Source organism: Actinoplanes sp. NBRC 103695 (assembly GCF_030269485.1).
GTDB lineage: Bacteria > Actinomycetota > Actinomycetes > Mycobacteriales > Micromonosporaceae > Actinoplanes.
The window spans coordinates 237,474-258,018 of sequence record NZ_BSTL01000001.1 but is presented as its reverse complement, the minus strand read 5'-3'; the positions used below and the strand labels follow the sequence as shown (position 1 = coordinate 258,018).

The following is a 20,545-nucleotide window of genomic DNA, read 5'->3' as shown; positions in this document are numbered from 1 at the left end:
ACCGTTCCCGAGGCCGTGTTCAGCGCACCGGCTCGGTAGGCGCGGCATGCCGGACGACCAGCGGCGGCGCAGGCTGCGCAAGGTCACCTCGGTCGTCTCCGGCGTCTGCATGCTCGTGCTGTTGCCGCTCGCCAGCAACATCGCGACGGGCCTGCCGCTACCCGGCTTCCTGCAACGGCCATGGGTCATCTGGACCGCGGTCGCCCTCCTCGGGGCGATAGCGGTCCTGGCCTATGACCCGCAGGCTCCGGCCGTGCCGGAGGTTGTCCCGCCGAAGGATTACGGCGTCCTGGACGAGCCCTCAGCGGAAGGGCAGACAGCCGGGGCCGAGCCCGACGAGGACGACGAGGACGGCTTCGCACCGCTGTACAGCGCGCCGGTCCGCGTCGAGGGACTGCCGGAACGGGTGCGCGGCCGGAAGAGTCTCCTCGCCACTCTGGCGGAATACCGGCGTCAGGGTGGTCTCGTGGTGCTCGCGGGCGCCGGCGGCACGGGCAAGTCCACGCTGGCGCGGGAACTCGTCCGCAGCGCCGCTGTCCACGGGCAGCAGGACGACCCCGCGTGGGAGGTCTCGGCCGTGACCGCCGGCGGCCTCGTCGACGGGCTGCGCGCCGTCGCAGCCGGGCTCACCTCCGACCAGGCCACGGTGGCCGAGATCGGCGCCGCCACCCCGGAGAGTCCCGATCAGCTGTGGCGGCTGCTGGACGACGCCCCCGCCGGATGGCTGCTGATCGTCGACAACGCCGATGAGCTGGAGATGCTGGGCCGGCCCGGGCGGGACGGGGGCCGAGAGGCCGAGCCGGTGCGCGACGGAACCGGCTGGCTCCGTGTCGCGCGTACCGGGCTGGTCCTGGTGACGAGCCGGCACCGGAGCAGAGACCGATGGCCGGCGAAGGCGTCCGTGATCGACGTCGGGCAACTCGAGGACGACGCCGCCGCCGCGATCCTGCTCGATCTCGCACCGCGGGCCGGCCCGAAATCCGAGGCGCGGGACCTGGCCCGCCGGCTCGGGAAACTCCCGCTGGCCCTGCGGCTGGCCGGTCTCTATCTCAACAGCCCGTACGCCCCCCACAACACCTTCCGGGGCTATCACGCGGCGCTGGACGCCGACCCACGCTTCGTCCGGGCCGCCGAGACGGCCGCGGACAATCCCGCCGCGGTCGAACGCATGATGCTGATGCGGACCTGGGAGCTGTCGCTCGACGCCCTGGCCGCTCGCGGGATGCCGCAGGCGCGCCCGGCTCTGCGGTTGCTCAGCTGCTTCGCCGCGGGTGAGTCGATACCGCTGGCGCTGCTCGGCAACCGGCTCGACTCGTTCCTCGCCGCCTGCGTCAGGGGCGCCGCTCCACCGAGCCTGCGTCAGCTGCTGGAAGGACTTGACAACCTCGGCCTGATCACCTTGGCCGAGCCGGGATCCCGCAGGCGTGGCATCACCGGGCCGGGGATTCGGGTGCATGCCGTGGTCGCCGACACCAACCGGCAGCACCTGCTGGAAACGCGCGCGAAGGCGCACGAGCGCCTCATCCGCATCACCGCGGTCACGCTGATCGCCACCGAACTCGACGGGCTGAGTCCGGACCGGCTCTCCGCCTGGGCGAAGTACCGGCTGCTCACCCCGCACCTGCAAGCCCTTCTGACGCACTCCGCCCCGCGACTGGACGACGCCGCCCTGATCACGCTGGCCACGACGAGCGAACACGCGGCTCAGGCCTATGGATACATGGACCGTGCCCAGGCCGGTATCACGCTCCTACGGTCTCTGCTCGATGCCCGCTCGGCATGGAACGAACCGGTGGCGGAGACCCGCCTGGAAGCCTGGCAGCAACTCGCTCGTCTGCTTGGGTCATCAACCCATCCCGCGGAGGCCGAGCGCATCTGGCTGGAAGTGCTGAAGGTCCGATCGGGCAGCTGGCCCGCTGACAGCGCGGTGGTGCTGGCGGCCCGGCACAACGTTCTGGACGCACGCCGTCGGCAGCTGTCCTGGGAACAGGTCCGCCCGGATTACGAGGAACTACTGGCACAACAACGGCGGGTCCTGGGCGCGGACTTCCGGCTCACCCTGATGACGCGCCAGCTCACGGCCATCGAGGTCGGCTGGCAGGGCGATTGGCCCGCGGCCGAGAGACTGCTCAGAACCGTGGCCGCGGATGCGACAAGGACGTATGGGGAGAACGGGTTCATCACCCTGATCGCGCGGAGCAACCACATCGAGTCGCTGCGGCGATCGCGTCCGGGCGCCGAGGCGGACAACGAGGCGCGCCGGCTGCGCGGCCATCTGGAAGAGACGCTCGGCAAGGATCACGTCTTCACCAAGGGGCGAGTCGCCGCGGGGGGCTTCCTCAGCCAATATCTCCCCAGCTCGCCCTGGTTGCACGAGGATTTCGCCGGATTTCTGTTCGAGAAGGGGATGGCCATGGCGGCTGAGAATGAGATCGAACCGGCGCTCCAGGCGTTCGACGAGCTGATCGCCCGCTTCGGGACCGCCACGTCGCCGCGCATCGCGGAGATCGTCGCGTTGGGCATGTTCAACAAGGGGAACCTGCTGTTCACGTCCGGGCGCAGCAGAAAAGCCGCAGCCGTCTACGACGACCTGATCGCCCGCTACGACGGCCAGGACTCCACCATCGTGCGGAGCATCCTGGCGGACGCTCTCCACAACAGGGCCGTTGCCGCCCGGTGGGATCCCGATCAGCGGATCGACGCCGCGCAGCAGGCACTGAGCCGGTTACAGCAGTTGGCCGAGGAGGCTCCGGAGCAGTTCGCCGAGGCGGCGGCCAAGGCCGCGGTATTTCTGCGGGAGTTGAACGCTTCCGCGCCGGGGGACGCGCTCGCTTACGCGTCCGAGACGGGCCGGAAGAAGGGCGGCCGACGGGAGGCGCTCGGCATCTTCGACCATCTGATCGCCCGCTACCAGAAGGACTCCGCACCGGCGATGCAGGAACTGGTCGCCGACGCGCTGCTGCAGAGGGCGATCCTGCTCAGCCGACCCGACGACGAGACGCCGGGCGAGTCCCGGACCGGTCCGGCGCCGGGCCGCTGATCGAGCCGCGGGCGCGCAGGCTCATGGCGAGCCGGTGCGTCCGCGGGTCGGGCTCGTCGCCGAGCAGGAGTTCGACCGCTCGGCGGCCCATGTCGAAGTACGGCAGGGCCATGCTGGACAGGCCGGGGTCCAGCCAGCGGGCCACGTCGGAGTTGTCGAACGAGATCACCGACAGGTCGTCCGGCACGCGCAGCCCGGCCGCCGCGACCGCCTGGTAGACGCCCATCGCCGCCCGGTCGTTCATCGCGATCACCGCGGTCGGCCGCTCCCGTTCCCGCCAGCCGTCCGCGATCAGCGTCGCGAGCGCGGCCCGGGACTCCCCCGGCCACCAGCCGCACCGCACGTGCCCGGCGAGCTTCAGCCCGTGCGCGCGCAGCCCGGCCCGGATCCCGGCGAGGCGCCTGCCCGCCGCGTACGCCCCGGTCTCGACCTCGCCGACCAGCCAGATGCCGCCGCCGTGCCCGGCCGCGACCAGCGCCTGGGCCGCCTCCCGCCCGGCCCGGTGGTCGTCGGGCAGCACGGCCGGCACCACGGCGGCCGGGTCGACGTTGTTCATCCGCACCACGCGCAGCCCGGCCAGTGCCTCGGGCAGGCGGTACTCGATGGTCCCCAGCGTCGCGTAGATGAACCGGTCGACGCCGCGGGACAGCAGTGCCCGGACGGCGGAGTCCTCGATCTCGTCGACGCCCTCGCTGTCGGTCATCAGCACGACGTGGCCGCGTTCGGTGGCGGCCGAGATGCAGCCGCGGATCATCTCGCCGCCGAAGGCCTCGGTGGCGACCACGTCGGAGATCAGCCCGACGGCCGGCGCGCCGGTGGGCACGGCCGAGCCGGGCACCAGCCGTTTGCGGTAGTCGAGCATGCGCGCGGCCTGGAGCACCCGCTCCTCGGTGGCCGCGGAGATGCGCATGTCGTGCCGCCCGGAGAGCACGAACGACGCCGTCGTGACCGAGACGCCCGCGCGTTCCGCCACGTCCCGCAGCGTCACCCGACCCTGCCTCCGACCAGCCACGTTCACAACCTTGACACATTGACGAAACCAGGCACAGACTCGGCTAAACATTTAGCCGTAGGAGGCCGCCGATGCCCGTCGTCGCGTTGTCCGCTGCCGGGGTGACAGTGCTGATCGACGTCCGCGACGGGCGGCTGCCCGCGATCGTCCACTGGGGCGCCGCGTTACCGGATCTGGACCCGGCCGAGGCCGAGACGCTGACCGACGCCGCCGCACCGGTACTGGGCAGCAACAGCCTCGAGCCGGTGCCACGGCCGGGCGTGCTGCCCGAGCACCACCTCGGCTGGACCGGGCGGCCGGGCATCCGCGGCTCGTACGCGGGCCGCGGCTGGTCTCCGTTCTTCCGGACGACCTCGGTGCTGCTGAACGGGGAGCCGGTGGACGGCTTCCTGGCAAGCGGGCCGGGCGTGCTCGAGGTGACCGCCGCGGACGGCGACCGGCTGGGCCTGACCGTGCTGCTGGAGCTGCTGCCCACCGGGCTGCTCCGGGCCCGCGCCGCCCTCACCAACCACGCCGCCGACACCTACCAGCTGGACGACCTGGTGCTGGCGTTCCCGGTCCCGGCGGAAGCGGCCGAGCTGCTGGACTTCGGCGGCCGGCACAACTTCGAGCGGCGCCCGCAGCGGCGGCCCCTGACCACCGGCACCCACCTGCGGGAGAACCGCAAGGGACGGACCGGGGCGGACAGCGCGTACCTGCTGCACGCCGGAACCCCGGGCTTCGGCTTCGCGGACGGCGCGATCTGGGCGGTGCACACCGCGTGGAGCGGCAACCACACGCACTACGCCGAGCGGGTCTTCACCGGCGAGCAGCTGATCGGCGGCGGCGAGCTGCTGCTGCCCGGCGAGGTCCGGCTGGCCGCCGGCGAGAGCTACCGCGGCCCGTGGCTGTACGGCTCGCACGGCGCCGGGCTGGACGAGGTGGCCCGGCGCTTCCACCGGCACCTGCGCGCCCGCGAGCCCCGGGTGTCCGCCGACCGGCCGGTCACCCTGAACGTCTGGGAGGCCGTCTACTTCGACCACGACCTGGACAAGCTGACCGACCTGGCCGAGCGGGCGGCGGCCGCCGGCGTCGAGCGGTACGTGCTGGACGACGGCTGGTTCGGCTCGCGCCGCAGCGACCGTTCCGGGCTGGGCGACTGGGTGGTGTCGGCGGACGTGTGGCCGCGGGGTCTGCACCCGCTGATCGACCGGGTCCGCAAGCTGGGCATGCAGTTCGGCCTCTGGTTCGAGCCGGAGATGGTGAACCCGGACTCCGACCTGGCCCGCGCCCACCCCGAGTGGATCATGGCGGCCCGCGACGTCTGGCCGGTCGAGTCGCGCACCCAGCAGGTGCTCAACATCGGCATCCCGGAGGCGTACGAGCACGTCAAGTCCCAGATCCTCGCGGTGCTGGCCGAGTACGACATCAGCTACATCAAGTGGGACCACAACCGGGACCTGATCGAGGCCGGCACCCAGAGCGACGGCGGCCGCCCGGGCGTGCACGCGCAGACGCTCGCCTTCTACCGCCTGCTGGACGAGATCCGCGCCGCCCACCCGGGGCTGGAGATCGAGTCGTGCTCGTCCGGCGGCGCGCGGGTCGATCTGGGCGTTCTCGAGCGTACGGATCGCATCTGGGTCTCGGACAACATCGACCCGCACGACCGGCAGTCGATGCTGCGCTGGACCACCCAGCTGATCCCGCCTGAGTTCATGGGCTCGCACATCGCCGACGGCACCTCGCACACCACCGGCCGCCGGCACGACCTGGGTTTCCGCGCCGCTACGGCGATCTTCGGCCACCTCGGCATCGAGTGGGACCTGTCCGAGGCGACGGCGGAGGAGAGCGCCGAGCTGGCGGGGTGGATCGCGTTCTTCAAGGAGCACCGCGGCCTGCTGCTCGGGGGTGACCTGGTGCGGATGGACACCGCCGACCCGAACATTCTCGTGCACGGCGTCGTCTCCCCGGACCGCGAGCACGCGCTGTTCGCCTTGGTGGCGCTGGACAGCGTCGCGCCCGACCCGCCGGGCCGGCTGCGACTGCGCGGCCTGGACCCGGCACGGCGTTACGTCGTCAGCCCCGTTCCCGGCGGAGCCGTGGCCGCCCCTTCCTGGTGGAACGAGAGCGTGACGATCAGCGGCGCCGCCCTGGAACACGTAGGGCTCGCCTTCCCGCGCATCCGGCCCGATCAAGCGGCGCTGTGCCGCGTGGACGCGACGCAGGGACCCGCCTAAGGAGTGAGATGGCCACAACGACGACAAGGAGTCCGGCTGCCACCGGAACGACCACCGCCCCACGAACGCCACGCCGTCGCGACGACTCGCGGCTCGCCCTTCTCTTCATCCTGCCCGCGCTGATCGGCTTCCTGGTCTTCATGGTCTGGCCGACGTTGCGCGGCATCTACCTGAGCTTCACCAGGTTCAACCTGCTCACGCCGCCCGAGTTCAACGGGATGGACAACTACGTCCGGATGGTCCAGGACCCGGTGTTCTGGAACTCGCTCAAGGTCACCATCTGGTACGTCTTCCTCAACATCCTTTTCCAGACCATTCTGGCGCTGATCATCGCGGTGATGATGCAGCGGCTGACCAAGCGGACCTGGCTGCGCGGGATCGTCCTCACGCCGTACCTGGTGTCCAATGTGGTCGCCGCGATGATCTTCCTGTGGGTGCTCGACTTCCAGCTCGGCATCGGCAACAAACTGCTCGAGGTGATCGGGGTCGAGCGGATCGCGTTCTTCTCCTCCGAGGCCTGGGTCATCCCGACCATCGCGGGCGTCAACGTGTGGCGGCACGTCGGATACACCGCGCTGCTGATCTTCGCGGGCCTGCAGACCATCCCGGAGACGGTCTACGAGGCCGGGCGGATCGACGGCGCCGGCGAGCCGCGGATGTTCCGCAGCATCACCGTCCCGCTGCTGCGGCCGATCCTCGGGCTGGTCCTGATCATCACCGTGGTCGGGTCGTTCCAGGTGTTCGACACGGTCGCCATCGCCACCCGCGGCGGGCCGGTCGACTCGTCCCGGGTCCTCCAGTACTACATCTACGACGTCGCGTTCGGCCGGTTCCAGTTCGGCTACGCCTCGGCCATGTCGGTCGCGCTGCTCATCGTATTGATGATCATCACGTTCCTGCAATATCGGCTGACCCGGGCGTCCACATCGGATCTGAACTGAGAGGGGTCGGCGATGCGCTTCACCATCGGCCGCGCCGCGGCCTGGACATTCATGATCATCGTGGTCCTGCTCAGCCTGTTCCCCTTCTACTGGATCCTGCGCACGGCGCTCTCCAGCAACAACGCCCTCTACGCGGGCGGCGACAGCGTGCTGCCGGTGCAGCCCAGCCTGGGCGGTTTCGAGCGGGTCTTCGGCACCCAGACCGGCCAGGAGGCGATCGATCAGGGTGGCGCCGGCCAGGAGATCTTCTTCTGGCGCTACCTGCTGAACTCGATCGTCGTCGCCACCCTGATCACCGTCGGCCAGGTGTTCTTCTCGGCGATGGCGGCGTACGCCTTCGCCCGGCTCAAGTGGCGGCACCGGGAACGGGTGTTCGGCTTCTTCCTGGCCGGCCTGATGATCCCGACGATCTTCACCCTGCTGCCGAACTTCGTCCTGATCAAGCAACTCGGCCTGGTTGACACGCTGCTCGGCATCGCGCTGCCGACCATGCTGATGACCCCGTTCGCGGTGTTCTTCCTCCGCCAGTTCTTCCTCGGCATCTCGTCCGAGGTGGAGGAGGCGGCGCTGATCGACGGCGCCTCGAAGACCCGGGTCTTCTTCCGGCTGATCATGCCGATGTCGTCCGCCCCGATCGTCACCCTGGCGATCCTGACCTACATCGCCGCGTGGAACGAGTACTTCTGGGCGCTGATGGTCAGCTACACCGACAAGTCGCGGGTGCTCACCGTGGCGCTCGGCGTATTCAAGTCGCAAACACCGCAGACCGGGCCGGACTGGGCGGGGCTGATGGCTGCCACGCTGGTCGCGGCGCTCCCGATGCTGCTGCTGTTCATGTTCTTCGCCAGACGCATCGTCAATTCCATCGGCTTCAGCGGGATCAAGTGAGGTGACCATGATGCGACGACTGAAGGTGGGCGCGGCCGCGCTCACGATGGCCCTGCTGACCGCGTGCGGCGGCAGCGGCGCCGGCGGCACGGACGGCGTCATCGAGTACTGGCTGTGGGACTCCGGTCAGCAGCCCGGCTACCAGAAGTGCGCGGACTCCTTCGCGCGGCAGAACCCCGGCCTGAGCGTACGGATCTCGCAGTACGGCTGGGACACGTACTGGCAGAAGCTGACCGCCGGCTTCATCGCCGACGCGGCGCCGGACGTGTTCACCGATCACCTGGCCCGGTTCGCCCAGTTCGCCGACCTGAAGGTGCTCCGGCCGCTGGACGAGCTCGGCCCGACCAAGGACATCCAGGACGGCGACTACCAGGAGGGGCTCGCCGAACTGTGGAAGGGCCAGGACGGCCACCGCTACGGCTCGCCGAAGGACTGGGACACGGTCGCCCTGTTCTACTCGGTGCCCGCGCTGAAGGAGGCCGGCGTCGATCCCGCGGAACTGCGGAACCTGAGCTGGAACCCACAGGACGGCGGCACCTTCGAGAAACTGGTCGCGCACCTGACCGTGGACGCCAACGGCAAGCGCGGCGACGAGCCCGGTTTCGACTCCAACCACGTCAAGGTGCACGGCATGTCGGCCGAGGGCTCTGGCGGCTCCGGCTGGGGGCAGACCCAGTGGTCGGCGTTCACCGGCAGCGCCGGGTGGCAGGCCACCGACAAGAACCCGTGGGGCACCCACTTCAACCTCGACCAGCCGGTCTTCCAGGACACCCTGAAGTGGTACTTCGGGCTGGCCCAGAAGGGCTACATGCCGACGTACGCCGAGATCGGCGGCGCCAACTCGATCGGCACCGACAAACAGATCCAGTCCGGCATCTCGGCGATGGGCATCAGCGGCTCGTGGATGATCTCCACGTTCACGAAGCTCACCGACGAGAACGGCAAGCCGCTGGAGATCGGCATCGCGCCCACCCCGATCGGGCCGACCGGCAAGCGGGCGTCGATGTTCAACGGACTGGCCGACTCGATCACCACGCTGTCGAAGCAGCCGGAGAACGCGGCCAAGTGGGTCAAGTTCCTCTCCGGCGCCGAGTGCCAGAAGATCATCGGTGAGTCGGGGGTGGTGTTCCCGGCCCGGCCGGAGGCCACCGAGCTGGCCATCCAGTACAACAAGAAGGAACGGAACCTGGACGTCACACCCTTCACCGACCAGGTCAAGGAGAAGACGACGTTCCTCTTCCCGGTGACCAGCAACGCGGCCGACATCGTCGCGCTGGTCAACCCGAGGATGGACTCGGTGTACATCGGCAGCGACCCGCCCAGTTCGCTGACCAGGGTGAACGACCAGCTCAACGACCTGTTTAAAGTGGTGGGATGAGAGCCGGCGATGGTCTACCGTGATCGCCATGCGTTACGCGAGTCTCTCCACGACGACGCCGGATCACCCCGGCGCCGCGTAACGACGTAGTTCATCCCAGGCCCGGGGCACTCGCCCCGGGCCTGGCGTCTTTCCCGGGGCGGTCCCCTCCACCAAGGAGATCGTCATGATCGACCACCGCAAGCTCGGCCGTGAGCTCGAGCTCTTCGATTCCGACCCGCTCGCCGGCGCGGGCCTGCCGTTCTGGCTGCCGGCCGGCGCGGCGGCCCGGCACGCCGTCGAGGAGTACCTGCGCGAGCTGGAACGCCGCAACGACTACCAGCACGTCATCTCGCCGCCGATGGGCCGGCGTTCGCTGTTCGAGCTGTCGCGGCACCTCGAGCACTTCGCCGACGACATGTTCCCGCCGCTCGCGATGTCCTCCGACTCCTCCGATTCCCCCGACGACCAGTTGTTCCTGCGGCCGAGCCTGTGTCCGCACCACGCGCTGGTCTACCGCGCCCGCGGCCGGTCCCACCGCGAGCTGCCGTTGCGGATCGCCGAGATCGGGCAGATGTTCCGGGCCGAACGCTCCGGGGTGCTCGGCGGGCTGAGCCGGGTCCGGGTGATCGCGCTCAACGACGGGCACACCTTCTGCGTGCCGGACCAGGTCGTCGGCGAGGTGGGCCGGGAGCTGCTGCTGATCCGGCAGGCGCACGAGGCGCTCGGCGTACAGGTGTCGGGGGTCCGCCTCTCACTCCGCGACGGCAGCGGGAAATTCATCGACGACGACGCGATGTGGGCGCGGGCCGAGGAGGTGCTGCGGGCCGCGCTCAAGACCGCGGGAGTCGAGTACGAGGACGCGCCCGGCGAGGCGGCCTTCTACGGACCCAAGATCGACATTCAGGTACGCGACGACGCCGGCCGCGAGCAGACCCTGTCGACCGTGCAGATCGACTACGACAAACCGGAGCGTTTCGGGCTCACCTACGCGGCTGCGGACGGCTCCCACCCGGTGCCCGTGATGATCCACCGCAGCCTCGCCGGCAGCATGGAACGGCTCTTCGCGCACCTGATCGAGGTGCACGCGGGCGCCTTCCCGGCCTGGTACGCCCCGGTCCAGCTGATGCTCCTGCCGGTGTCGGCCGCGCAGGACGCCGCCGTGCGGGACATCCGGTCCGCGGCCACCGACCTGCGGGTGGAGGTGTCGGCCGAGGGGTCGCTCGGCGCCCGCATCCGGCAGGCGGCGCTGCGGAAGATCCCGTACGTCGGGATCGTCGGCGACCGCGAGGCGGCCGCCGGCCAGATCGCCCTGCGGCTGCGTGACGGGCGAGAACTCCCTGGTCAGCCGGTTTCCGAGGCGCTCGGACTGATTCGACGGATGGTGAATTTCCGGTCACATGATCTTCTCGGGTGAACCGATGCGGGCGGATCGTCCGTAGCAAGGGGGCGTGACCCTCCGCCTCCGCTCGATCATCACCGTATCCCTGACGGTGCTGGCCGCCCTGATCGTGTTCGTCGCCCTGGTCGTGCCCGAGGGCATCGGCCGGTTGAAGCCCGGGTACTGGGTGCCCGGGGCCTTCCTGCGGCTGCCGATCGAGGCCATCGTCGGCGCGGCGGTGCTGCTGATCGTGCCGCAGCGGCTGCGCAAGCCCGCCGCGCTGCTGATCGGCGGCGGGATCGGGGTGCTCGCCATCCTGAAGATCATCAACATCGGGTTCCTCACCGTGCTGGCCCGGCGCTTCGACCCCGTGCTGGACTGGCCACTGCTCGGCGACGGCTACAACTTCGTCACCGAGACCTCGGGCACGCCGGCGGCGGTGGCGGCCGTCGCCGGCGCGATCATCGGGTCGATCGGGCTGGTCGTGCTGCTCGCCTGGGCAGTGCTCCGGCTCTCCGGGCTCGCCGCTCGGCACCGCCGGATCGCCACCCGGGCGGTACCCGCGGTTACCGCGGCGTGGGTGGCGCTGGCGCTGGTCGGGGTGACGCTGTTCCCGTACGCGCCGGTCGCCTCCGACACCACCGCCGTGCTGGCCCGGACCACCCTGGCCAACATCCCCCGCTCCCTGCAGGACCAGCGGTCGTTCGCCGCGGAGGCGGCCGACGACCCGTACGCGACCGTGCCGCCCGCCCAGCTGCTGCGCGCCCTGCGCGGCAAGGACGTGGTGATCGGCGTGGTGGAGAGCTACGGCCGGTCGGCGCTGGAGAACCCGAAGATGGCCGCCATCCTCGACCCGGCCCTGGACGCGGCGAACAGCCGGCTCACGGCCGACGGATTCAAGTCCCGCAGCGGCTACCTCACCTCCTCCACCTACGGCGGCGGAAGCTGGCTCGCGCACGCCTCCTTCCAGTCCGGCATGTGGGTCAACCAGCAGCAGCGTTACCGCCAGCTGACCTCCGGCGCGGGCAACCGGCTCACCCTGACGAAGGCCTTCCACAAGGCCGGGTGGGACACCGTCGCCGTCGAGCCCGGCAACAAGCACGCCTGGCCGGAGAAGGACTTCTACGGGTACGAGGAGGTCTATGACTCCCGGAACCTCGGCTACAAGGGCCCCCAGTTCGGCTGGTCCTCGATGCCGGACCAGTTCACCCTGGCGTCCTTCCAGCGCACCGTCTACTCCCGCCCGCACCGCGGCCCGCTGATGGCCGAGGTCACCCTGACCTCCAGCCACACGCCGTGGGCGCCGCAGCCCAAGATGGTCGACTGGGACCAGGTCGGCGACGGCTCGATCTTCGGCCCGATGGTGAACAACATGACGGAGGACGAGGTCTGGAAGTCGACCGGCAAGGTGCGCTCCGCGTACGCGACCGCCGTCGGCTACTCGATCACCGCGCTCACCGAGTGGGCGACCCGCTACGGCAGCGACGACCTGGTGATGATCATCTTCGGCGACCACCAGGCGGCCCCCCGGGTGAGCGGCGTCGACGCCAGCCACGACGTGCCGATCTCGATCGTCGCCAAGGACCCGGCCGTCCTCGACCGCATCGCCGGTTGGGGCTGGCAGGACGGCATGCGCCCGGACGAGGAGGCCCCGGTCACGAAGATGGACGCCTTCCGAGACAAGTTCCTTACCGCCTACGCCGCCCCGCTCGGCACCAAGTCCCCGCACTGACCCCGTCCCGCATCCCGCGCAAACCCGCTCGGCAATGAGCCTCCGTATCGGGAATCGCCTGCCGATGATGAGGATGGACCCTGTGTCAGCCAGCGCGGGAGGGGACTGTGAAACGGCTGAGCCGATTGCCGTCGCTGTGGGCGAACCCAGGCTCCATGCTGGGGCAGGTCCGCCTGTTGTTCCTGCTGTTCTCCCTGATCTGGTCGGTGATCGGCTTCCTGGGCATCGGCGACGAGATGGGCCCACCGTGGCTCGTCGCGACGGCCGTCGTGATCGTTCAGACCAGTCTGTGCGTGGCCTACCGTCGCGGCCGAATCGCCTGGTGGACGTGGCTGCTCGAGGCGCCCTGCGTGTGGCTCGTCGCCGCTTCCTCCGGCTACGGCATCACCTTCGGCCTGCTCTTCGTCTGGATCAACTTCCGGGCTCTGTACGGCACGCTCAGGACCCAGCTGTTCGGTGCGGGCGCGGTCGTCGCCATCGTGGTTTCGGGTGCCGCCTTCGCCGACGTGCCGGCCTCGGATGCCGCCTCGCTCGGCGTCACGGCACTGATCGGACTGGCGATCAACCACACTCTGGCGCAAGGCATGCGGGCGCGCGACCGCACCTCGGCCCGGGAGCAGGTGATCGCGACCGCCGGTGCGACGTTCGCCGCGGTGACCGACCGCCGGCAGGCCGCGAGGGCCGCTGCGGAGGCGGCGCTCAGCCTCGACGCGAGGGTCACCGGAGCGCTGGTGACGACGATGGTTGCCGGGGCCGTCCGGGTGATCGGGCACGCCGGCGCGTCCGGACCGGAGACCGCCGGCCGTCGGATGGACCTCGATGAGCTGGGTCCGGAGGTGCGCACAGCCCTGCGACCGAACGGCTCGGCGCTGATCACCGGCAGCGCCGCCGCCCGTTTCACCACGCTCGCGGGCATGCCGTCTCGGGATCGTCTGCTGGCCGTTCCGCTGGCCGTACGCGGTGAGGTGTTCGGCCTGCTGGTCGCGGTGTTCGACCGGCGTCCGGCGGACGACCTGACGGCCGCGCTGTCGACCCTGGCCGACGAGGCGGCACTGACGCTGGATCAACTGCTGACCCGGTCGCGGCTCAGCATCGTGGTGGAGAACTCGCCGGACGCCCTCATCCTGGCCGGCGAACGCGGCGTGATCCGCTTCGCCAACCGGGCCGCGGAAAAGCTCCTGGCCTGCCCGGTCGCGGATCTCGTCGGCGGTGATCTGCGCCGGCTCATCCACCCCGAACAGGTCGGCCGGTTGCTCGGGCCGGAAGCGAGCGGCCCCCAGGTGTGCCTCATGCGGGGTCGTGAGGCAGACCCGTGGACGGAATTCGAGGTGCTGGTGGAGTACGTCACCGAGAACGACGGCACCCGCAGTCTCATCCTGAACGCACGGGACGTCTCGGAACGCCGACGGCTGGAACTCGAGCTGCGGCACGCACAGAAGCTGGAGTCGGTCGGCCGCCTCGCAGCGGGAATCGCCCACGAGATCAACACTCCGATCCAGTTCGTCTCGGACAACGTCCGCTTCGTCGAGGAGTCGGTCGCCGATCTGCTCACCCTGGTCACCGCCGTGCAGGAGCAGTTCGGCGACATGGGCGGACAGATCACCGACCTGCTGCGCGACATCGACGCGGACTTCATGCTCACCGAGGTGCCGAAGGCGCTGAGCGAGTCACTCGAGGGATTGGACCGGGTGGCCACGATCGTCCGGGCGATGAAGGCGTTCGGCCACCCCGGCGTCGAAGCCATGACCGCGGCCGATCTCAACGAGATGGTCCGGAACACGCTTCTCGTCGCGGACAACGAGCTCAGGTACGTGGCAGACGTCGAGATGGACCTGGCGGACCTGCCACCGGTGCGGTGCCACATCGGTGACATCAACCAGACGGTGCTCAATCTCGTGGTGAACGCCGCGCACGCCATCGAGGCGGCAGACCGGGGACGCGGAACGATCCGGGTGAGCACCGAGCTCGACGGCGACGCGGTCGTCCTGCGCGTGGCGGACACCGGGAACGGGGTGCCGCCGGAGATCGCCGACAAGGTCTTCGATCCGTTCTTCACCACCAAGGAGGTCGGTCGCGGCACCGGCCAGGGCCTGGCATTGGCCCGGAACCTCGTGGTGGACCGTCATCGGGGATCGATCGACTTCCACAGCGAACCGGGCGCGGGAACCGTCTTCACCGTCCGCCTGCCGATCGAGGAGCAGGGTTCGGCGCCTGAACCGGCAACCGAGCTGGAGGCAGTGGTATGACCGGGAAACCGCATGTCGTCTTCGTCGACGACGAGCCACGCATCCTCGACGGTCTCCGCCGCATGCTGCGCCGCGAGGGCGCACGCTGGGACATGTCCTTCGCCGCGGGCGGAGCCGAAGCGCTGGCCTTGATGGAGTCGCGCGGTTGCAACGTCGTGGTGTCCGACTTCCGCATGCCGAACATGGATGGCGGCCAACTTCTGAGCAAGGTGCAGACGCTGTACCCGGCCACCGCTCGGGTGATCCTGTCCGGGCAGACCGGCGAGAAGGACGTGCTGCGCGTCATCTCGCTGGCGCATCAGTTCCTGACCAAGCCGGCGGCCCGGGATCAGTTGGTGCAGACCGTGGACCGGCTCATCGCCGCGCAGGCCGCCTCCGGCGACGAGTCGGCGCGCCGGGACGTCTCGATGGTCGACTCGTTGCCGAGCCCGCCGGGACTGGTGGTGCAGCTGATCTCGGCGCTGAACGAGGAGGATCCCTCCCCCGAGTCGGTCGGCGCGATCATCGAGCAGGATCCGGCGGCTGCCGCCAAGGTGCTTCATCTGGTGAACTCGTCGGCCTCCATGGTGAGCAACGTGGTCAGCGATGTGGTGCAGGCGGTGGTCATGCTCGGCACGCACACGGTGCGTGGGCTCGTACTCATGCATGCTGTGGTTCGCGGCCTGGATCCGGGCGGTGTGCTGTCCACCACATGGATTCAGGAGGTGACCGACCACTCGGTGCACACGTCCCGTCTGGCGCGCCAGCTCGCCGGTGCCGCGCCATGGGCGGATGCGGCCTTCACGGCAGGCCTCCTGCACGAGGTGGGGCAGTTGGTGCTGGCGTCGTCACGGCCGGAGTCCTATCCGGATGTCCTGCGCTCCTGGCGGGACAAGAGCGCGCCCGGCACCGAGGACGGCCCGAACCCGGCCCTCGACGATGTCGAGCGCGCCGGCTGCGGGACGTGCCACAGCGAGGCCGGAGCGAACCTGCTCACCCTCTGGGGCCTCACTCCCGCCGTGGTCGACGCGGTTGCTCGCCACGCGGGCCTGGAGGCATCACCCACGGTCGTCGACCCGAGTTCCGCGGTGGCTCTGGCGCATCACGTGGTGGAGGCCGAGCTGGGACCGATCTGCGGCGGCTCCGTGGAGAGTTCCGCGGAGGTGGAGATCGGCCCGCGCGAGCGAGAGGTCATCGAGCGCTGGCGAGCGACCGCGCGGCGCTGAACTCGGTGCCGGGCGGATAGACGATGAGCGGCTCGGCGATGCCCCCCTCCAGCGCCGCGAAGTTGCGCAGGCGGCTCATCAGGCTCACGGTCATCTCCTGTCCGGCATTGACCAGGAGAGTGCCGTTTCCGCTGCACACGTCGGCCGCGAGCACCATGCCGATCGCCACGTCGCCGAGGGTGACGGCGCTGGCCTCGATGTCTCCGTCGTCCTGCGCCGCGGCGGCGAGCGCATCCAGCATGGCCGGGTCGTAGTGACCCGGCCGGGATCGCAACGTCAGCTGCACGACCTGGGTAGGCTTTCCCTCACCGACCAGCCCGTCATAGTCCTGGACGACACGCAGCAGGCGGGCGCCGAAGGGAATGTCCTCGCCGTCGGCCGTGTCGTCGAAGTTCTTCCGCGCGTGCCGGATGGCGGCGGCGACCGACTCCAGCCGGGGAATCGAGCTGATCAGCCGCTCGGCCACCTCCGGCGTCTCGTCCACCATGCGCTGCTCGGCATCGCTGAGCTGTTCGCCGGCGTCGAGCTTCGCCGCCACCGCCGGGGGCAGGGAGACGGCGCCGAGTTGCGACATCAGCACCGCCAGCTCGACGGCCCACCGATCCGGGACCGGGACCGCGTCCAGGATGACGGCAGCCGTGCGCCGCATCCGGGTGGCCCGGGCGAAGGCCGCCGGGTTCGCCAGCGACAGCACGTCCATCAGGGCGTCGACGCTGCCTCGCAACGTCCTCTCCAGCAGCTCCCGCTCGCCGATGACGAGGCGGTGCTGCGCCACGCAGTCGTTCAGCGCCTCGGTGATCGTCTCCTGGTCGACCGGCTTGAGGAGCATCCGGAAGATGCCACCCTGGTTGACCGTGATCGCGGCGTCGGCCAGATTGGTGTGTCCGGTGAGCAGCATCCGAGTGGCGTCCGGCGCCGCCTTGCGTACCTGGGTCAGGAACTCCGCCCCGTTGATGCCCGGCATGAGGAAGTCCGAGACGATGACCTCGAACGGATCCTCCCGCCCGAGCGAGAACAACCCGTTGGCCGCGCCGACGGCGGTGACCACGTCGAAGTCGCGGCGAAGCTGGCGGCGCAGGCCGTTGAGCAGGTTGGGCTCGTCGTCGACGAACAGAACCCGGGGCAGCCGTCCGGCCGGTTGTGTGGTCACGCGTTCTCCCCTTCCGTTTCCACCCGTACGGGCAGGGTGATCGTGAACGTCGTCCCGGCGCCGAGGCTGGAGTCCACCCGGATCGCGCCGCCGTGCTTCTGCACGATGCTCGAGTACGCCATGCTCAGTCCCTGGCCGGTGCCCTTGCCGACCTCCTTGGTGGTGAAGAACGGATCGAAGATCCGGTGCTGTGTCGTCTCGTCCATGCCGGTGCCGTCATCGCTCACCGCCACCTCGATGACGTCGCCCACCCGGGCGGTGCGGATCCCGATGTGCCCCAGCGTTCCGTCCGGACGCGGGCCGGCGGCCTCGATGGCATGTGCGGCGTTGACGATGAGATTGAGCACGACCTGCTTGAACTCGCCCTCGTAGCACGGCACGAGACCGACGTCGCCGGCCAGGTCCAGGCTGAGCTCGGCGTGATACTTCCATTCGTTGCGGGCGACCTGGGCGGTGCTCTCGACGGCCCGGTTGAGGTCGACGTCGCTGCGGCCCTGCCCGGGATGGGAGAAGTCCTTCATCGCACGGACGATCTGAGCCACCCGTTCCAGACCCTCGAGAGACTCACCCAGCGCCTTCGGCACCTCGCCGAGCATGAAGTCCGCGTCGATGTCGCGCAGCAGGTCGGTGATCTGTTCGTCCTTGTCGCCGAACCGTTCCTGCACGGCGGTGACCAGCCTGAGCAGATCGGTGAAGGACTGCTCGATGAACCTGGTGTTGTCCGAGACGAACTGGATCGGCGTGTTGATCTCGTGCGCGATCCCGGCGGCCAGCTGACCGATGGCCTCCAGCCGGTTGTGCTGGTTGAGCTGACGTTCCAGGTCGCCGATGTGGGTGACGTCGGCCCCGATGCCGATCACCCCGCCCGCGCCGGGCTGGGGAAGGACGCTGAGCAGGAAGCTGCGGGGCGAGTCCCCCGAACCGATGACGGTGACGTGATGGTCGATGACCGGTGCGCCGTTGCCCTGGACCCGGTCCTCGAGATCGGTGAGCACCGGCGTGAGGTCGTCCACGACGCCGATCTCGCCCTCCGCCTTCCAGTTCAGGTCCACCTCGGCATCGAGGCCCCGCATGGCCAGGAAGGCGCCGTTGTGGCCCAGGTAACGGCCCTGGGCGTCCTTCCAGTAGATGAGCTGCGGGATGGTCGAGATGACCCCGGTCAGGACGGCCTTCTCGACCGACAGTTCATTCGCCAGCGCCTCGGCACGCGCCTTGGCCGCCAGGCGCGCCCGCTCCGCCTTGATGCGCGCGGTGACGTCCCGCTCCACCCCTACCCGCCGCACGACGCCATCGTCGTCGACGACCCGGTAGAGCTCGACACTCAGCCAGCATCGTCGCCCGTCCTTCGTGCGGGCCTCGAAATCCGGAAGGACCATGGCGCCCTTCGTGCCCGCGACGTTCTCCTCGGTGCCGGGAAGCAGATCGACGCCCAGCAGGTCGGTACGCCGGCGGCCGAGCACCTCCTCGAGGGTGTAGCCGTTCAGCTCGGTGAAGGCGTTGTTGATCCACTCGATGCGGCCCGATTCGTCGGTGATCACGACCGCGTCGTTCATATGCTGGGCCACCAGCGCGAGAAGCGACGCGTCGCGGGTCGCCTGGCGCAGTTCGTCCTGCGTACGCTCGGCGGCGGTCTCGTCGGTGATGGTGAGGACCGCGCGCGCCACGCCGTGCCCGTGAACGGGATCCACCCGCAGCCGCCACCACCGCGGTCCCTCGTCGGTCTCCACCTGGTGCGTGCCGGCTGATTCCACCGATCGGCCCGTCAGGACCTCCCGGACCGCTGTGGAAGCGTCGCGGAGCAGGTCACCGAGTCCCTCGGCGGGGCCGTCGGCGAGGGTGGAGAAGCATCCGTCGCCGATGGCCATGCCGTTGACCCGTGCCAGCATGGTGTCCCACATCTGGTTGGTGTCGACGATGTAGCCGGCGCCGTCGAGGATGCAAAGACCCGCGTCCATGGAATCGATCACCGCGCGGAGGATCTGCTCAGCCACCCTGGCCCGGTCGGACCGTTCGGCGAGCCGCCGTTGCAGTGCCTGATTCCGCTGCCACGTGGCGAGCGCCGCGCTGTCCGGTTCGGCCGTCGTGCGCCGTTCGGCGGCGATCACCAGCGCGGCGATCGTGCGGCGCTGCTCCTCGACCGTCCGCCGCAGCGCCACGATCTCGTCGTCGCTGGTCACCGCCAGCACCGGCACGTCCATCTCAGGGCTCCTCCGAGCAGGTCAGGCGAAGGCCACGGCCACCAGGGTCTGATTCATGTGCATGCCGTTGAACTGCTCGCCGTACGTGCTGAAACCCACCGCGCCGCAGCGGGCGAGCACCTCGCCGACGCGCCCCGACAAACCCAGGTTCTCCGACTCCAGCCTGCGCAGGACGCAGTCGAAGGCCAGCATGCCGCTGAGCGAGCCCAGTTCGGTCTCCACGGAGCCGAGCCGCTGTTGCAGCTTTTCCATGATCCCCGCCGAGTAGCCCACGCGGAGCACATCACCGAGTTCGACCCGGGCGAACATGATCAGCGTATTATCGGGCCCCACCTGGGCGACGCTACGGATCCAGCTCGAGCCCGCCGCGCTCAGCAGCAGGGGGTGTTCCGAGAACGTCGCCGCGGTGATCGTCTCGAGGTCGGCCCCCACTGCCTCCGCGTACGCCGAGGCCGCCGGCCTGCCGTTGAACGTCCGGATGATCCGCCGCTCGGGCTCGACGTCGGTGGCCACCAGAACCGTGTCGCCGGCCTCGTGATGCTGGAGCCGCAGGAGTTGGAACGGCGCGTCCAGCCGGACGACCGTCACCGTCGCGTAGTTCGGGTGGAAGGCGCCGTCGTGATAGACGGCGGCGCTCCGGAACTCCAGGCCGTCGCCGGCCGACCCGCCGATGACCGGCACGTCGCCGAGAGTGGCCATCAGGCTGGCCGCGAGCAGATCCTCATTACGGGCGAGACCGTCGGTCAGCAGGATGGCGAATCCGTCATGGCCGTCGAGTCCTGCCCGGAGCGCAGCCAGTCGCCCACTCGCCTCGTCGACCGCGGCGGGCGCGTCATCGAGGGGTCCGACGACGGTCGTCCGGGCCTCCAGCCCGCCACCGGTCAGGGCGAGGGCCGTGATGCCGCGGCCGTCGTAGCCGTACGCGCAGATGTTACCCGAACTGGTACATCCGATCACCCGATCGCCGAAATGCTCCCTGAGCGCGGACCCCAGTGTGGTGAGCTCGTATCCCGGGGCCACGAACACGGCATACAGATCGGCGTGCGGGCCCAGCGCCGTGGCCAGGTCCGCGACGGCGGCCGCCGGCTCGGCGCGGTGCGACACCGCTGAGGCCACGGCAACACGGCGACCGCTCCGGACCTCTGACAACATCGACATGCCACCCGCCCCCACATCTCG

13 protein-coding genes are annotated in these 20,545 nt (G+C 69.8%); 9 read left to right on the top strand and 4 right to left on the bottom strand.

All coding sequences use genetic code 11. The features are described from left to right. The first annotated feature begins 46 nt into the window (after positions 1 to 46). A complete protein-coding gene (locus tag QSK31_RS01055; RefSeq protein ID WP_285680080.1) occupies positions 47 to 3,040 on the top strand; it encodes an ATP-binding protein in 2,994 nt (997 codons plus the stop codon). Here QSK31_RS01055 and QSK31_RS01050 read toward each other — a convergent pair. After that, the gene (locus QSK31_RS01050; protein ID WP_285680079.1) at positions 2,979 to 4,052 is read right to left on the bottom strand and encodes a LacI family DNA-binding transcriptional regulator; all 1,074 of its coding nucleotides are present in this window, start codon (positions 4,050 to 4,052) and stop codon (positions 2,979 to 2,981) included. The two genes, QSK31_RS01055 and QSK31_RS01050, sit on opposite strands and share 62 nt — an antisense overlap. Positions 4,053 to 4,123: 71 nt before the next feature. Between QSK31_RS01050 and QSK31_RS01045 the strand changes: the two genes are divergently transcribed. The 8 genes from QSK31_RS01045 (at position 4,124) to QSK31_RS01010 (ending at position 16,018) form a co-directional block, all read left to right on the top strand. After that, positions 4,124 to 6,268 (top strand): alpha-galactosidase, encoded by a 2,145-nt coding sequence (locus tag QSK31_RS01045; protein ID WP_285680077.1) that lies wholly within the window; start codon positions 4,124 to 4,126, stop codon positions 6,266 to 6,268. 8 nt (positions 6,269 to 6,276) lie between these two features. Next, positions 6,277 to 7,209: a carbohydrate ABC transporter permease gene (locus tag QSK31_RS01040; protein ID WP_285680075.1), complete on the top strand. Its 933-nt coding sequence runs from the start codon at positions 6,277 to 6,279 to the stop codon at positions 7,207 to 7,209. 12 nt (positions 7,210 to 7,221) lie between these two features. Continuing rightward, on the top strand, positions 7,222 to 8,097 hold the full coding sequence (locus QSK31_RS01035; protein WP_285680073.1) for a carbohydrate ABC transporter permease: 876 nt from the start codon (positions 7,222 to 7,224) through the stop codon (positions 8,095 to 8,097). Positions 8,098 to 8,107: 10 nt separating this feature from the next. Next, positions 8,108 to 9,475: an ABC transporter substrate-binding protein gene (locus QSK31_RS01030; protein ID WP_285680071.1), complete on the top strand. Its 1,368-nt coding sequence runs from the start codon at positions 8,108 to 8,110 to the stop codon at positions 9,473 to 9,475. Positions 9,476 to 9,641: 166 nt separating this feature from the next. Further along, entirely contained in the window at positions 9,642 to 10,871 is a 1,230-nt protein-coding gene (gene thrS, locus QSK31_RS01025) for a threonine--tRNA ligase (RefSeq protein ID WP_285680069.1), read from the top strand. Between the two features lie 34 nt (positions 10,872 to 10,905). Next, positions 10,906 to 12,567 (top strand): LTA synthase family protein, encoded by a 1,662-nt coding sequence (locus tag QSK31_RS01020; RefSeq protein WP_285680067.1) that lies wholly within the window; start codon positions 10,906 to 10,908, stop codon positions 12,565 to 12,567. Positions 12,568 to 12,674: 107 nt separating this feature from the next. Next, positions 12,675 to 14,813, top strand: coding sequence for a sensor histidine kinase (locus QSK31_RS01015; protein ID WP_285680065.1), 2,139 nt, complete (start codon positions 12,675 to 12,677; stop codon positions 14,811 to 14,813). Then, positions 14,810 to 16,018, top strand: a complete 1,209-nt coding sequence (locus QSK31_RS01010) for an HDOD domain-containing protein (protein WP_285680063.1) — start codon at positions 14,810 to 14,812, stop codon at positions 16,016 to 16,018. The genes QSK31_RS01015 and QSK31_RS01010 overlap by 4 nt, the downstream gene beginning before the upstream one ends. On the opposite strand, the gene QSK31_RS01005 is transcribed toward QSK31_RS01010, so the two are convergent. From QSK31_RS01005 to QSK31_RS00995, 3 genes are read right to left on the bottom strand one after another with little or no spacing between them, the layout of a single operon-like run. Next, complete coding sequence (locus tag QSK31_RS01005; RefSeq protein WP_285680061.1) at positions 15,984 to 17,168, bottom strand: HD domain-containing phosphohydrolase; 1,185 nt, start codon at positions 17,166 to 17,168, stop codon at positions 15,984 to 15,986. The genes QSK31_RS01010 and QSK31_RS01005 overlap by 35 nt on opposite strands. Continuing rightward, positions 17,165 to 19,366 carry a PAS domain-containing sensor histidine kinase gene (locus QSK31_RS01000; RefSeq protein WP_285680059.1) on the bottom strand — a complete coding sequence of 734 codons (2,202 nt, stop codon included), beginning with the start codon at positions 19,364 to 19,366 and terminating at the stop codon, positions 17,165 to 17,167. Before QSK31_RS01000 ends, QSK31_RS01005 begins: the two co-directional genes overlap by 4 nt. A 21-nt stretch (positions 19,367 to 19,387) precedes the next feature. After that, positions 19,388 to 20,482 (bottom strand): FIST N-terminal domain-containing protein, encoded by a 1,095-nt coding sequence (locus QSK31_RS00995; RefSeq protein WP_285680057.1) that lies wholly within the window; start codon positions 20,480 to 20,482, stop codon positions 19,388 to 19,390. Positions 20,483 to 20,545: the final 63 nt, after the last annotated feature.